This is a genomic window from Micromonospora tulbaghiae (assembly GCF_900091605.1).
Lineage (GTDB): Bacteria > Actinomycetota > Actinomycetes > Mycobacteriales > Micromonosporaceae > Micromonospora > Micromonospora tulbaghiae.
Genome location: NZ_FMCQ01000003.1, coordinates 432,681 through 447,202, shown reverse-complemented (window position 1 = coordinate 447,202; position 14,522 = coordinate 432,681). Strand labels below are relative to the sequence as shown.

Sequence of the window (14,522 nt, the reverse complement as noted above, 5' to 3'; positions counted from 1 at the left end):
GATGAACGGCACGAACCGCACGAACCCCGCACCGGCCCGCTGGCGCAAGAGCAGCCACAGTGGCGACGAGGGCGCGTGCGTGGAGATGGCGCCGCTGACCGGCGCGGTGGCGGTCCGCGACTCCAAGGACCCGGCCGGCCCGGTGCTGGTGTTCCCGCCGCACGCCTGGGCCGCGTTCACCGCGGCGCCGCCGCGCGGCTGAGCGGCCCGTCCGGCGGGCGGCGTCAGCCGAGTGGGGCGGCGGCGGTGACGGTGCCGCGTACCGCCTCCAGCGCCGCGATGGCCACTCCCCGCGCCCCGGCCATGTCCCGGTCCGGGACCAGCGCGAAGGTGGCCACCGCCCGCTGCTCCTCCCGGAGCACCGTGTGCTCGGCGACCGTGGCGAGGAACCAGTCCCGGAACTCCGGCTCCACCTCCACCACACCCCCGCCCACGAAGTACGCGTGCGGGTCGGTGAAGTTGGCCGCGATGGTGAAGAGCCGGCCCAGCGCCTTGGCCTGCTGGGTGAACACCAGGCGGGCCAGCGGGTCGCCGCGTTCGCCGTAGCCGCGCAGCAGCTTCGCCGCCCGGTCCGGCTCCTCCGCCGCGAGCGGATGCTCCGGATGCCGGGCCAGCCAGTACGGCAGCAGGTTGCGCCGGATCGCGGTGAGCGAGGCGACGCTCTCCGCGTCCCCGGTGAAGCCGCAGGCGCAGACCGGCGCCGCCTGGTCCGGCTCGACCAGGCCGTCCAGCGGGATGTGCACGTGCCCGAACTCGCCGGCCATGCCGGCCGCGCCGCCGACCACCCGGCCGGACTCCACCACGCCGCCGCCGAGCCCGGTGCCGACGATCGCGGACACCGACGACCGGGCCATCGCGTCGGCGCCGAAGTGCACGTGGTGGGCGTAGAGCGCGGCGGCGTTGCCGTCGTTGGCGTACACCACCGGCAGGCCCAGCCGCCGCTCCAGCGCGGTGCGCACGTCGAAGCCCCGCCAGGCGGGCTGGGAGAAGTTCGTCGAGCCGCGCGACGAGATCACGCCGGTGGCGCTGGCCGGGCCGGGCGTGTCCAGGCCGACCGCGCGGACCAGGTCACGCGGCACACCGGTGTGGGCCAGGACGCCGTCGAACGCCCGCGCCAGCGCCTCCACCGCCGCATCCGGCCCGGCGCCGACGTCGCTCGGGATCTCCAGCAGCCCGTCCACCAGGAACCGGCCGTCGACGGTCAGCACCGTGGCGTTGTCGCTCGTGCCCCCGTTGTCCAGCCCCACCACCACCGGCACACCTGAGCTGCCCACCGCCACCGCCTCCCGCCGCGCCTGACCCGAGGCTAGTTCCCGCCCGGCCCACCCGCCACGCCCCCGCGTGGACTCCCCGCCACGATCAGCCGGGGCGGCGGGCGGTGACCGCTGTCGCCTCCCGCTCCTCGTCGCTCACCACCGCCGGGTCCAGCCCGACGGCGGTGAACACGGCGCACAGTTCCGGGGCCTGCGCTGCGCTCGCCTCGACCACGACGTGCCCGCCCGGTGCGAGCCACTGCGCCGCGCCCGAGGCGACCCGGCGCAGCACGGCCAGGCCGTCCGTGCCGCCGTCCAGCGCCACCGGCGCCTCGTACAGGCGCGCCTCGGCTGGCAGCGAGGCCACCGCACCGGTCGGCACGTACGGCGCGTTCGCCACCACCAGGTCCAGCTCTCCGCGCCGCCCGGCCGGCAGCGCGTCGAACAGGTCGCCCTGGTAGACCGGGACGCCGAGCGGTTCGAGGTTGCGCCGGGCGCAGGCCACCGCCACCGGGTCGATGTCGGCGGCGGCCAGCCAGCGGGGAGCCAGCCGCTCGTGCAGCACCACGGCGGCGGCACCGGAGCCGCAGCACAGGTCGAGCACCGCCGGCGCCGGCCCGGCCAGCGCCGTCGCCGCGTCGACGAGCAGGGCGCTCCGGCCACGCGGCACGAACACCCCCGGGTGTACGGCGATCCGCCGGCCGCAGAACTCGGCCCAGCCGAGCAGGTGCTCCAGCGGCAGGCCGGCGACGCGACGGTCGACCAGGCGGGTCAGCGACTGCGCCGAGTCGGCGGCGGCGATCAGCAGTGCCGCCTCGTCCTCGGCGAAGACGCAACCGGCGGCGCGCAGCCGCCGGACGAGGGCGGGACGGTCGGGGGTGAACAGGGTGGATGCCATGGCAAGCCTTTCGGGAAGCGCTCGTCGGCGCCCCCGGCGTCGCCTCAGCCCTGAAGCGACGCGGACTCGGAGGGAGCGCCGGTCCTCTGCTGGTGGATCGGACTCACCTCCTCGGGTCGGGGCCGCACGGGCCGTGGCTGCCCGTCACCCTAGCCCAGCGGGCGACACGCCGTCAGCCCGCAGCGTCGAGCGCCGCCGTCACGTCGGCGAGCAGGTCGGCGGTGTCCTCGATACCGCAGGAGAACCGCACGAAGCCCGGCGACGTGTCGTCGCCCCACTGGGCCCGCCGGTCGGCTGTGGTGTGCAGGCCGCCGAACGAGGTGGCGGCGGCCACCAGCCGGGAGGCGCCGAGGAACCGGGCCACCCGGTGCTCGTCGCCCAGGTCGAACGAGAGCACACCCGGCACGCGCCGCATCTGGGCCGACGCGACCGGATACGCCGGGTCGTCCGGCCGTCCGGGCCAGCGCACCCCGGTGACGTCCGGGCGGCCCGCGAGCAGGTCGGCCAGCGCCCGCGCGTTCGCGGTCTGCCGGGCCAGCCGCAGGTCGAGCGTGGCCAGCGAGCGGTGGGCAAGCCAGCAGTCGAACGCGCCCGGCACCCCGCCGGTGGCGTTGCGCCAGGTGGTCGCCGCGTCCCGCAGCCCGGCGTCCCGGGTGGCCAGATAGCCCAGCAGCAGGTCCGAGTGACCGGTCAGCGCCTTGGTGCCGGAGGCGACCACCACGTCCACGCCGAGGTCCAGCGGGCGCTGCCCGAGCGGCGTGGCGGTGGTGTTGTCCACCGCCACCAGCGTTCCCGCGGCGTGCGCGGCGGCGGCCACCGCCCGCACGTCGGCGACGTCCAGGCCGGGGTTCGCCGGGGTCTCCAGCAGCACCAGCCGGACACCGTCGAACGACGGGTACGGCCCGGCCGTCGGCACGAGCACCACGCGTACGCCGAGCTGTTCCAGCGTGTCCGAGGCGAACGCCCGCACCGAGAAGTAGCCGTCGGCGGGCAGCAGCACGGTGTCGCCGGGGCGCAGCACTGTCAGCAGCAGCCCGGTGACGGCGGCCTGGCCGCTGGCGAAGACCCGGCACTCGCCGCCCTCCAGCTCCCCGATCGCGGTCTCCAGCAGCCGCCGGGTGGGGTTGTCGGGCCGCCCGTACCCGTTCACAGCCGCTGACGGGCCGCGCTCCGGGTCCAGGTGGTACGGCGCGGCGAAGACCGGGCCGGGCAGGAACGGCTGGCCGGGGACCGCGTCCGGCAGGCCGGCGTGCACGGTGCGCGTGCCGTCACCCCAGTGCTCGTTCGTCATCCCGGCTCCGCTCACTCGTACGACTCGGGCTTGGCGGTACGGCTCATCAGCGCGTCCACCGCCAGGCGCGGATCCATCCCCTCGTGGCAGATCCGCTCGATCTGTTCGGTGATCGGCATCTCCACCCCGTGCGCCCGGGCCAGGTCGCGGATGGCCAGGCAGCTCTTGACGCCCTCGGCGGTCTGCCGGGTGGCCGCCTGGGCCTGTTCCAGCGTCTCCCCCCGGCCCAGGTGCTCGCCGAAGGTGCGGTTGCGGGCCATCGGCGACGAGCAGGAGGCGACCAGGTCACCCATGCCGGCCAGCCCGGCGAACGTGATCGGGTCGGCGCCGAGCGCCACGCCCAGCCGGGCGGTCTCGGCCAGGCCGCGGGTCATCAGCATGGCCCGGGTGTTGTCGCCGAAGCCCATCGCGGTGGCGATGCCGTACGCCAGCGCGATCACGTTCTTCACCGCGCCGCCCAGCTCGCAGCCGATCACGTCGTCGTTGGTGTAGGGGCGGAAGTACGGCGTCCGGATGGACGCCTGCACCAGTGCCGTACGCCGGCTGTCGGTGCCGGCGACCACTGTGGCGGCCGGCTGCTCGGCGGCGATCTCCGGGGCCAGGTTGGGCCCGGAGACGACCACCACCCGGTCGGCGGGCACCCCGGCGGTCTCCGTGATCACCTGACTCATCCGCTTGGTGGTGCCCAGCTCGATGCCCTTCATCAGCGACACGAGCGTGGCGTCCGCCGCCAGGTACGGCGTCCAGTCGGCGAGGTTGCCGCGCAGCGTCTGCGAGGGCACCGAGAGCACCACCACCTCGGCCCCCTCGATCGCCTCGGCGGCGTCGCCGGTGGCGGTCACCCGCTCGGGCAGGCGGATCCCCGGCAGGTACTCGGGGTTGTGCCGCCCGGTGCGGATCGCCTCGGCCACGGCGGCCCGGCGGGCCAGCACGGTGACGTCCCGCCCGGCGTCGGCGAGGATCTTGGCGAACGCGGTCCCCCAGGAACCGGCGCCCAGCACCGCGACGTGCCCGCTCATTCGGTGACCTCCTGCGTACCGGTCCGGACGGGCCGCTGCCAGAGCGGCGGTGGCGTGCCGCCGCGGATCTCCGCCATCAGATCCCGGATCCGCAGCATGATCGTGTCGGTCATCTCCTCCAGGATCGGGCGCGTCGGCGTGGCGCCCGCCCAGCGGCTCAGGTCCACCGGCGGGCCGGCGACCACAGTCACCGGCGTACGCGGGCGCAGCCCGAACCGGGCCGTCCGGGGGTCGAACATCCGCTCCGGGCCGACCATGGCCACCGGGATCACCGGGGCGCCGGTGGCGAGCGCCAGGCGGGCCGCGCCGGTCTTGCCCTTCATCGGCCACAGGTCCGGCTCCCGGGTGGTGGTGCCCTCCGGGTAGATCACCACGGCACCCCCCTCCGCCAGCGCGGCGATCAGCTTGTCCAGCGACTTGACCGCCTCGACGGTGCCCCGCTCGACCGGAATCTGCTGGCACCGGTGCAGGATCCCGCCGACCACCGGCACCCGGAACACGCTGGCCTTGCCGAGGAAGCGCGGCCAGCGCCCGGCGTCGTAGACGAAGTGCGCGACGACGAGCGGATCGGCGTGCGAGATGTGGTTGGGAACGATGATGACGCCGCCGTCGTGACCCAGGTGCTCCATGCCCCGCCAGGTGCGGCGGCTCCAGACGGTCATCAGCGGCTTCACCAGCACCACGGCGAGCCGTCGCCAGAACCCCAGCCTGCGCCGTGCCACAGTGCCTCCTCGATCCGCCCTCGCGCCCCGGCACAGAATCATGCCTGTTCGCCCCCGCTGCGGCCAGTGCGGGTACCGGCGCCCTCGCTGGCAGGATGGTCTGCGTGTCTGAGGCCCGCTGGACCGTGGTGATGCCGGTGAAGCGCCTTCCGGCGGCGAAGAGCCGTCTGCGGGGCGCGCTGCCCGGCGTACCCCATGAGGAGCTGGCGCTGGCCCTGGCGACCGACACGCTGCGCGCGGTGCGGGCGTGCCCGGCGGTCGCCGGGGTGCTCGTGGTCACCGACGACCCGCGGGTGACCGCGTCCGTCCAGGCGGCGGGCGCCCGGGTCGCCGGCGACCCCGGCGGCGGGCTGAACGCCGCGTTCCGGCACGGCGCGGCCGTCGCCGGGCCGCGCGCCGCCGTGGCCGGCCTGACCGCCGACCTGCCGGCGCTGCGACCGGCCGAGCTGGCCGCCGCGCTGCGGGCCACCCGGGGGGTACGCGGGTTCGTGGCGGACGCCCCGGGCGGAGGCACGGTGCTGCTCGCCGCGCCGGCCGGGGCGCCGCTGGCACCGCGGTTCGGGCCCGGTTCGGCCGCGGCGCACGAGGCGAGCGGGGCGCTGCCGCTCGCCGGGGAGTGGCCCAGCCTGCGCCGGGACGTGGACACCCCGGCCGACCTGGCCGACGCCGCCGGGCTGGGCGTGGGGCCGCGTACCGCCGCGCTGCTGGCCCGGGTCGCCGCAGCGGTGGAGTACGGTGCTGGCATGCAGGGGACGGTGGCCACCTACGACGCGTCGACCCGCAGCGGTGTGCTGCTGCTCGACGACGGCACCGAGCTGGCGTTCCCGGCCCGCGCGTTCGACGCCTCCGGGTTGCGGCTGCTCCGTTTGGGGCAGCGTGTCCGGATCGAGCGGGACGCCGACGGCGAGGTGGTCCGGGTGACCTTGCCGACGATGGCGTGAACAACCTGGCCCGAGTTCATTTTCCGTTCACCCTTATCGGGGAATCATGAGGTGGTGAGCACCCCTCGCGAGCACCCTGACGGCCCGCCGCCGATCCTCGACCCCGGCACGCCCCGCAACGGACGCCCCACCCGCGGCCCGGACGGGCGGTTCCGCCAGCCCCGGCCCCCGGAGGAGCGCCTCGGCGCCGACCCGGACGCGGCCGGCGCCACCGGGCTGGACGAGCCGCTCGACCCGGTGGAGGGCCCCGGCCCGGCCGACGAGACCCCCGCGGCCGCCGCCCCGCCGACCGCGCCGCCGCTGCCGGAGGACCGTTTCCTCAACCGGGAGCTGTCCTGGCTCGACTTCAACGCCCGGGTGCTGGCGCTCGCCGAGGACCCGCGCACCCCGCTGCTGGAACGGGCGAAGTTCCTGGCCATCTTCGCCAGCAACCTGGACGAGTTCTACATGGTCCGGGTCGCCGGGCTGAAGCGGCGGCTCTCCGCCGGCCTGCCGGTACGCGGCGGTGACCGGCTGCCGCTGCGCACCCAGCTCGACCTCATCACCGAGAAGGCCGCCGGCCTGGTCGCCCGGCACGCCACCTGCCTGGTCGACGACGTGCTGCCGAAGCTCGCCGCCGAGGACATCCGCATACTGCGCTGGAGCGACCTGGACGACGCCGAGCGGGAGCGGCTGCGCACCTGGTTCCGGGCGCACATCTTCCCGGTCCTCACCCCGCTGGCGGTCGACCCGGCGCACCCGTTCCCGTACATCTCCGGCCGGTCGCTGAACCTGGCCGTCTCGGTACGCGACCCGGACGGCGGCTCGGAGCTGTTCGCGCGGGTCAAGGTGCCGAACAACGTGCCCCGGTTCGTCCGGGTCCACCGCGGCCAGCCGGGCGTGCGGTTCCTGCCGGTCGAGGACCTCATCTCGGTGCACCTCGGCCAGCTGTTCTCCGGCATGCAGGTGGTCGAGTGCCACCTGTTCCGGGTGACCCGCAACGCCGAGGTCGAGGTGGACGAGGACCGCGACGAGGACCTGCTCCAGGCGCTGGAGCGGGAACTGGCCCGCCGCCGGTTCGGTCCGCCGGTACGCCTGGAGGTGGCCGCCTCCATCTCCGACCACATGCTGGAGCTGCTCGTCCGCGAGCTGGACGTGGACGACCACGACGTGCTGCGGGTCCGTGGCCTGCTCGACCTGTCCGCGCTCTGGCAGGTCTACGGCGAGGCCGACCGGCCCGACCTGAAGGACCCGCCGTTCGTGCCGGCCACCCATCCGCGCCTGGCCGAGGGTGAGGTGCCGCGCAGCGTCTTCGCCACGCTGCGAGACGGCGACGTGCTGGTGCACCACCCGTACCACTCGTTCGCGACGAGCGTGCAGCGCTTCGTCGAGCAGGCCGCGGCCGACCCGAACGTGCTCGCCATCAAGCAGACGCTCTACCGCACCAGCGGCGACTCCCCGATCGTGGACGCGCTTGTCGACGCTGCCGCCGCCGGCAAGCAGGTGGTGGTGCTGGTCGAGTTGAAGGCGCGCTTCGACGAGGTGGCGAACATCGGCTGGGCGCGCACGCTGGAGCGGGCCGGCTGCCACGTGGTCTACGGCCTGGTGGGCCTCAAGACGCACTGCAAGACCGCGCTCGTCGTACGCCAGGAGGGCAACCAGATCCGGCGGTACTGCCACATCGGCACCGGCAACTACCACCCGAAGACCGCCCGGCTCTACGAGGACTTCGGCATGCTCACCGCCGACCCGGAGATCGGCGCCGACCTGACCGACCTGTTCAACGTGCTCACCGGCTACAGCCGGCAGACCGCGTACCGGCGGCTGCTGGTGGCGCCGCAGGGCATCCGCAGCGGCCTGATCGAACGCATCGACCGGGAGATCGAGCACGTCCGGCTGGGCATGCCGGGGCTCGTGCAGTTCAAGGTGAACTCCCTGGTGGACGAGGAGATCACCGACGCGCTCTACCGGGCTTCCCGGGCCGGCGTGCACGTGGACCTGCTGATCCGCGGCATGTGCACGCTGCGGCCGGGCGTGCCGGGCCTCTCGGAGAACATCCGGGTCCGCTCGATCCTCGGCCGGTTCCTGGAACACTCCCGGATCTTCCGGTTCGGCAACAACGGCGACGCCGAGTTCTGGATGGGCTCGGCCGACCTGATGCACCGCAACCTGGACCGCCGGGTGGAGGCGCTGGTGCAGGTGAGCGACCCGGTGGCCCGGGCCGAACTGGACCACGTCCTCACCGCCGCGTTCGATCCCGACGTGGACGCGTTCGAGCTGGCCGCGGACGGCACCTGGCACCGGCGTACCGGCGACGGCGACGTGCCGCTCACCCACCTCCAGGATCTGTTGCTGCGCCGGGTCGGCGGCCGGGCGGACTGACCGGGCCGTGGCGCGTGCCGGGCGGGCATACGGTGAGCGGGTGAGCGACGACGAACCGGTGCGGATCCGGGCCGCGGGCGGCGTGGTGTGGCGCCCGGGTCCGGCCGGCGTCGAGGTCTGCCTCGTGCACCGTCCCCGGTACGGCGACTGGTCGCTGCCGAAGGGCAAGCTGGACCGCGGCGAGCATCCGCTCGTGGCCGCCGTCCGGGAGGTGGCCGAGGAGACCGACGTACGGGCGGTGCCGCAGGTACGCCTGCCCACGGTCCGCTACCGCAGCGAGGGCCTCGCCAAGGCGGTCGACTACTGGTCCATGCGGGCGGCCGGCACCGGCGGGTTCCAGCCCGGCACCGAGGTCGACGACGTGGCCTGGTTCCCGGTCGACGACGCGGTACGCCGGGTCAGCTACCCGCACGACGCCGAGGTGATCGCCGCGTTCGCGGCGCTGCCGCCGGTCACCGCGACGGTGCTGCTGGTCCGCCATGCGCACGCCGGCAAGCGCGGCACCTGGACCGGCCCGGACCACGGCCGGCCGCTGGACGAGCAGGGGTGGGCGCAGGCACGTCTGCTGGTCCCGCTGGTGGCGCTGGTCCGCCCGGCCCGCCTGTTCTCCGCCTCGGCCCGGCGCTGCGTGCAGACGCTGGATCCGGCGGCCGCCCGGCTGGACCTGCCGATCGAGGTCTGCGGCGACTTCGACGAGCCGGAGCCGGGCCAGCAGGTCGAGGAGTGCGCACTCGCCGCCGCGGCGCGGCTGACCGCGCTGGCGCTGGCCGTCGGGACGGTCGCGGTGTGCAGCCAGGGCAAGGTGATCCCGGGCGCGCTGGAACGGCTCACCGGCCGCGTGGACGAGGACTTCACCACCGCCAAGGGCGGCGGCTGGCTGCTGCCGTTCGCCGGTGACCGGCTGGTCGTCGCCGACCGCCTGTAGTCGCGGCTCTCCCGCTGTCGGTGGTGCCCTCGCCCGACGCGCCTTCAGGGCAGCGTGACGGTGAGCGTCACCGGGAGGTGGTCGCTGGCCTCGGTGCGCGGCGCGCGTACCTCGTTCGCAGTCAGTCCCGGCGACACGAAGACGTGGTCGATCTGGGTGCGCGGATCGTCGGCCGGGCTGGTCCGCAGCGGCCGGGCCGGTGCCAGCGCGTCCACCAGCCCGGCGCGGGTGAACTCGGCGAACGCAGGGTCGTCCGGCTCGGTGTTCAGGTCGCCGCCGAGCACCAGTGGACGGCCGTTCGCGTAGCGGCCGGCGAACGCGGCCACCTCGCCCGCCTGCTCGACCGGATCCCGGCCGGGCGGCGGTTGCAGGTGCGTGGCCACCACCGCCAGTTCCCGGCCGCCGAGGTCGAGCGTGACGCCGAGGGCCTGCGCCCCGGTCGGCGCGCCGTGCGCGGTCAGCCGCCTGGTCTGCCCGGAGCGCATCGGGAAGCGGCTGAGCACCGCGTCGCCCCAGACCGGGTCGGCGGCGGGCGCGAAGACGTACGGCATCCCCAGCCGCCCGGCCAGCAACGCCAGCGTGTCGTGGCCGCCGTTGAGCCACCAGCCCCGGTCCACCTCGCTGAGCAGCACCACGTCCGCGCCGCGCAACACCCGGGCCACCGCGTCCAGGTCCAGCCGGCCGTCCAGGCCGAACCCCATCCGGATGTTGTACGCGGCCACCCGTACCGCCGCCGGGGGGGGTAGTGGCCCGGGCCTGTGCCGGCGGCACGTGCAGCGCGGCGGCGAGCCCGGCCAGCGCGGTGAGCCCCGCCAGGGCCGCGACCCGGACCGTGGCGGGCAGCACCGGACCGGGTGACGCCGCGCCGGGCGACGTCGGGGCGGGCGACGTCGGGGCGGGCCGGAGAGGCGCGGTAGACGCCACCAGAGCCACCAGGACGGCCGTGGCGACCGGCACCCAGCCGTTGGGGTACCCCAGGTCGTAGGCGGCGTAATAAGCCACCGTGGCCACCGCGAACACCAGCATCCCGAGCACCGCCGCCCACCCCCGCCGCGCCCCCGCCCGTCCGTCGTCACCGCGCCCGGCCGCGTCGTCGCCGGCCCGGTCGACGGCCGCACCTCGCTCGTCCGTGGCGGCGGCCCGGGGTTCGGCGGCGGCTCGCTCGTCGGCAGCCGCGGGCCCGTCGTAGGTCGTGTCGGTGAGGGCCAGGCAGCCGCCGAGACCGGCGGCGGTGAGCAGGTACGCCGGGACGAGCAGCCCGGTCACGAACAGCACCGACCCGGTGAGCAGCGCCAGCGGCCACAGCACCCGCGCCACGCCCGCCGGTGCCCGGAACAACGCCGCCGCGAGGAACAGCAGCACCGCGAGCGCACCCGGAAGGGCACCGTTGCCGGGGCGGGCGAGGCCGGGGAAATCAGGCGATCCGGTGCCGGCGGCGGCGCTCCAGAGCGCCGGGGCGAGCGCCACCTGCCCGGCCAGCAGCAGCGCCGGCCCACACAGCAACCAGGCTCTCCGGCCCGAGGTCGGCATGCGCCGCCCGGCGTCGCCGTCCGCCACATCCGCCGCCGGGACGGCCGTCCGCGCCGCGTCGCCGCGTACCGGAGCGGCTGTCCGCTCCCGCCGTACCGCCACCGAGGCGGCCAGGAACGCCGGCACCAGCAGGGCACTCAAGCTCCAGGCGAGCACACCGCCGCGCCACACCAGATCCTCGGTGCCGAGCAGGGCGTGCCCGACCGCGTTCCCGGCCAGGCCGAGCGCCAGCCCGGCGACCGGCCGGGGCACGGAAGCGGCGACGGCGGCGAGCCAGACCAGGCCGGCGAGCAGCCCGGCGCAGGCCAGCCAGAGCTGGGCCGGGCCGCCGGGTTGCGCGGTGAGCGCCAGCCGGGCCACCGCCAGCACACCCGCGGCGACGAGTCCGACCGGGCCGGCACCGATGCGGCGTACGAGCGTGGGCGCGGCGAGGGCGAGCAGGAACCAGCCGAGCGCGAACGCGCCGAGCAGTTCGGCCGGCGTCTCGGCGGCCTGGCCGAACAGGGTGATGATCGACGGCAGCCAGACCCGCAGCACGTCCAGCAGAATCGCGATACCCAGCGCGAGCGCCAGGGTGGAGAGGTGACGGTGCCGCACGGGCGCCTCTTCTCGTGACCGACGGGGTTTTCGGCACGGCGATTCTGCGGGGCGCGGCGGTGGGCGGTCAACGCGTACCCATGCGAAAGGGCGCCCACCGCGAACGGTGGGCGCCCTTTCGTGGGCCGTCCGGTCAGCGCCGGGTGGCGGCCTTCTTGGCCGGCGCCTTCTTCGCGGGCGCCTTCTTCGCCGCCGTGGTCTTCTTGGCCGTGGCGGACTTCGCCGCGGTCGTCTTCTTGGCGGTGGTGGTCTTCTTCGCCGCGGTGGACTTCGCCGCGGTCGTCTTCTTCGCCGCCGTGGTCTTGGTCGCGGCGGCCTTCTTCGCCGGCGCGGCCTTCTTGGTCGCGGTGGTCTTGGTGGCCTTCGCCGCCGTGGTCTTCTTCGCGGCGCCGGTGGTCTTCGCCGCGGTGGTCTTCTTCGCGGCGCCGGTGGTCTTCTTCGCGGCGGCGGTGTCCTTCGGCACCTTGCCGCTGGCCACCATCTCCTTGAAGCCCGCGCCCGCCCGGAACGTCGGGACGGAGGTCTTCTTGACCTTCACCGCCTCGCCGGTACGCGGATTGCGCGCTGTTCGGGCTCCCCGGACGCGCTTCTCGAACGCTCCGAAACCGGTGATCGCCACCTTCTCGCCCTTGGTGACCGCCGCCTGGACCTCAGCGAGAACCGCGTCGAGCGCGGCCGTCGCCGTCTTCCGGTCCCCCAGGCGAACGGCGAGCGCCTCGATGAGCTCGGCCTTGTTCACGACTTCCTCCCGATTGTGCAACTGACTCGACGCGAGCCATTCTGCGCGCACGGTATGCCCTGTGCTGCCTGGACACAAACATTCGGTGGAAAAAAGCCCTTGTGTCGCAACGGATTCGCCCCCACCGGGTGCACCGGTGGGGGCGAATAGCGCTGGAAGTCAGGCGATCGAGGGCAGGAACGCCGGCCGGGCGGCCTCGTACGCGCTGATCTCAGGCTCGTGCCGGAGGGTGAGTCCAATGTCGTCCAAGCCCTCCATCAGCCGCCAACGGCTGTGGTCGTCCAGCGGGAACGCCCAGGTGGCGTCACCGGCGTGGACCTGACGGGAGGCGAGGTCGACAGTGATCGGCGTGGTCGGCTCGGATTCCACGAGATCCCACAGTTCTTCCACGGCTTTCAATTCCAGCTCGACCGGAAGGAGACCTTCCTTGAGCGCGTTGCCACGGAAGATGTCGCCGAAGCGAGGCGAGATGACAGCCCGGAAGCCCCAGTCCCGCAGCGCCCAGACGGCGTGCTCCCGGGAGGATCCGGTGCCGAACTCGGGGCCGGCGATCAGAATCGACGCACCCGAATGGACGGGATCGTTGAGGACGAATGACGGGTCCTCCCGCCACGCGTTGAACAGACCATCTGCGAATCCGGTCCGGGTCACCCGCTTGAGGTACACGGCGGGGATGATCTGGTCGGTGTCCACGTTGGATCGGCGCAGCGGCACGGCCGTGCCGGTGTGGGTGGTGAACTTGTCCATCTGTCGGCTGCCCTTCTACAGGTCGGCGGGGGCGGCCAGCCGGCCGACCACGGCGGTGGCGGCGGCGACCGGCGGGGACACCAGGTGGGTACGCCCGCCCCGGCCCTGGCGGCCCTCGAAGTTGCGGTTGGAGGTCGAGGCGGAGCGCTCGCCCGGCTTCAGCGTGTCCGGGTTCATGCCCAGACACATGGAGCAGCCGGCGAAGCGCCACTCGGCGCCGGCGTCGGAGAACACCTTGTCCAGCCCCTCGATCTCGGCCGCCTCGCGGACCGCGGCGGAGCCGGGCACCACGAGCATGCGTACGCCGTCGGCGACCCGCCGCCCGCGCAGCACCTCGGCGGCGGCCCGCAGGTCCTCCAGGCGGCCGTTGGTGCAGGAGCCGACGAAGACCACGTCCACGGCGAGGTCGCGCATCGGGGTGCCCGGGGTGAGGTCCATGTACTCCAGCGCGCGACGGGCCGCGACCCGCTCCGGCTCGGTGACGAACTCCTCCGGGTCCGGCACGGTGGCGCCCAGCGGCACGCCCTGCCCGGGGTTGGTGCCCCAGGTCACGAACGGCGTGATCCGGCTCGCGTCCAGCGTGACCTCGGTGTCGAAGGTCGCGCCCTCGTCGGTCGGCAGCGTCCGCCAGTACTCCAGCGCCGCGTCCCAGTCGTCGCCCTGGGGCGCGTTGGGCCGCCCCTTCAGGTACGCGAACGTGGTCTCGTCCGGCGCGATCATGCCGGCCTTGGCGCCCCACTCGATGGACATGTTGGCGATCGTCATCCGCCCCTCCATCGAGAGGTCGCGGATCGCCTCGCCCCGGTACTCGACGATGTGACCGCGCCCGCCGCCGGTGCCGACCTGCGCGATCAGCGCGAGCACCAGGTCCTTGGCGGTGACGCCGGGCGCCAGCTCGCCGACGACGTTCACGGCCATGGTCTTCGGGCGGGCCTGCGGCAGCGTCTGCGTGGCCAGCACGTGCTCGACCTCACTGGTGCCGATGCCGAACGCCAGCGCCCCGAACGCGCCGTGGGTGGCGGTGTGCGAGTCGCCGCACACGATCGTCATGCCGGGCTGGGTGAGGCCGAGCTGCGGGCCGATGACGTGCACGATGCCCTGGTTCTCGTCGCCCAGCGGGTGCAGGCGGACGCCGAACTCGGCGCAGTTGCGGCGCAGCGTCTCGATCTGGGTGCGGGAGGTGGGGTCCGCGATCGTGAGCAGGTCGCCGCGCCGGGAGCGGAAGGCCGGGTCGTCGTACCCGGTCGGGGTGTTGTGGTCCTCGGTCGCAATCGTCAGGTCGGTACGGCGGACCCCGCGCCCGGCCAGACGCAGCCCGTCGAACGCCTGCGGGCTGGTCACCTCGTGCAGCAGGTGCAGGTCGATGAAGAGCAGGTCCGGCTCGCCGTCGGCGGAGCGGACCACGTGTGCGTCCCAGACCTTCTCGGCCAGGGTCCTCGGTTGAGTGACTCCCACCATCTGGACATCCTAAATTCTGGGAGGTAAATTTCGGCTTGTGG

At 74.4% G+C, this 14,522-nt stretch carries 13 protein-coding genes and 1 pseudogene; 5 read left to right on the top strand and 9 right to left on the bottom strand.

Features of this window, described 5'->3' with window-relative positions:
- The first annotated feature begins 1 nt into the window (after nt 1).
- Entirely contained in the window at nt 2-202 is a 201-nt protein-coding gene (locus GA0070562_RS11015; RefSeq protein ID WP_091419438.1) for a DUF397 domain-containing protein, read from the top strand.
- Between the two features lie 22 nt (nt 203-224).
- Here GA0070562_RS11015 and GA0070562_RS11010 read toward each other — a convergent pair whose 3' ends face one another.
- From GA0070562_RS11010 to GA0070562_RS10990, 5 genes are all read right to left on the bottom strand, one after another.
- Nucleotides 225-1,274, bottom strand: coding sequence for an ROK family protein (locus GA0070562_RS11010; RefSeq protein WP_091420218.1), 1,050 nt, complete (start codon nt 1,272-1,274; stop codon nt 225-227).
- A gap of 85 nt (nt 1,275-1,359) precedes the next feature.
- Complete coding sequence (locus tag GA0070562_RS11005; protein ID WP_091419435.1) at nt 1,360-2,151, bottom strand: putative protein N(5)-glutamine methyltransferase; 792 nt, start codon at nt 2,149-2,151, stop codon at nt 1,360-1,362.
- A 172-nt stretch (nt 2,152-2,323) separates the two neighbouring features.
- Nucleotides 2,324-3,442: a cystathionine gamma-lyase gene (locus GA0070562_RS11000; RefSeq protein WP_091419432.1), complete on the bottom strand. Its 1,119-nt coding sequence runs from the start codon at nt 3,440-3,442 to the stop codon at nt 2,324-2,326.
- Nucleotides 3,443-3,453: 11 nt separating this feature from the next.
- Nucleotides 3,454-4,461 carry an NAD(P)H-dependent glycerol-3-phosphate dehydrogenase gene (locus tag GA0070562_RS10995; RefSeq protein WP_091419430.1) on the bottom strand — a complete coding sequence of 336 codons (1,008 nt, stop codon included), beginning with the start codon at nt 4,459-4,461 and terminating at the stop codon, nt 3,454-3,456.
- Nucleotides 4,458-5,183 (bottom strand): lysophospholipid acyltransferase family protein, encoded by a 726-nt coding sequence (locus tag GA0070562_RS10990; RefSeq protein WP_091419428.1) that lies wholly within the window; start codon nt 5,181-5,183, stop codon nt 4,458-4,460. The genes GA0070562_RS10995 and GA0070562_RS10990 overlap by 4 nt, the downstream gene beginning before the upstream one ends.
- Nucleotides 5,184-5,278: 95 nt before the next feature.
- On the opposite strand from GA0070562_RS10990, the pseudogene cofC reads away from it, so the two are divergent.
- The 3 genes and pseudogenes from cofC to GA0070562_RS10975 form a co-directional block, all read left to right on the top strand.
- Nucleotides 5,279-5,902 (top strand): annotated as a pseudogene (gene cofC, locus GA0070562_RS30645) (2-phospho-L-lactate guanylyltransferase); the annotation flags it as partial.
- A 276-nt stretch (nt 5,903-6,178) separates the two neighbouring features.
- A complete protein-coding gene (locus GA0070562_RS10980) occupies nt 6,179-8,485 on the top strand; it encodes an RNA degradosome polyphosphate kinase (protein ID WP_393353063.1) in 2,307 nt (768 codons plus the stop codon).
- Nucleotides 8,486-8,492: 7 nt separating this feature from the next.
- Entirely contained in the window at nt 8,493-9,410 is a 918-nt protein-coding gene (locus tag GA0070562_RS10975) for an NUDIX hydrolase (RefSeq protein WP_091419422.1), read from the top strand.
- Between the two features lie 44 nt (nt 9,411-9,454).
- On the opposite strand, the gene GA0070562_RS30635 is transcribed toward GA0070562_RS10975, so the two are convergent.
- On the bottom strand, nt 9,455-10,111 hold the full coding sequence (locus tag GA0070562_RS30635; protein ID WP_244255361.1) for an endonuclease/exonuclease/phosphatase family protein: 657 nt from the start codon (nt 10,109-10,111) through the stop codon (nt 9,455-9,457).
- Nucleotides 10,112-11,135: 1,024 nt separating this feature from the next.
- On the opposite strand from GA0070562_RS30635, the gene GA0070562_RS30630 reads away from it, so the two are divergent.
- Complete coding sequence (locus GA0070562_RS30630) at nt 11,136-11,555, top strand: hypothetical protein (RefSeq protein WP_254663775.1); 420 nt, start codon at nt 11,136-11,138, stop codon at nt 11,553-11,555.
- A 115-nt stretch (nt 11,556-11,670) separates the two neighbouring features.
- Here GA0070562_RS30630 and GA0070562_RS10965 read toward each other — a convergent pair whose 3' ends face one another.
- From GA0070562_RS10965 to leuC, 3 genes are all read right to left on the bottom strand, one after another.
- On the bottom strand, nt 11,671-12,276 hold the full coding sequence (locus GA0070562_RS10965; protein WP_091419419.1) for an HU family DNA-binding protein: 606 nt from the start codon (nt 12,274-12,276) through the stop codon (nt 11,671-11,673).
- 159 nt (nt 12,277-12,435) lie between these two features.
- Nucleotides 12,436-13,023 carry a 3-isopropylmalate dehydratase small subunit gene (leuD, locus tag GA0070562_RS10960; RefSeq protein WP_091419416.1) on the bottom strand — a complete coding sequence of 196 codons (588 nt, stop codon included), beginning with the start codon at nt 13,021-13,023 and terminating at the stop codon, nt 12,436-12,438.
- A gap of 15 nt (nt 13,024-13,038) precedes the next feature.
- Entirely contained in the window at nt 13,039-14,481 is a 1,443-nt protein-coding gene (leuC, locus tag GA0070562_RS10955) for a 3-isopropylmalate dehydratase large subunit (RefSeq protein WP_091419414.1), read from the bottom strand.
- Between the last annotated feature and the right edge of the window lie 41 nt (nt 14,482-14,522).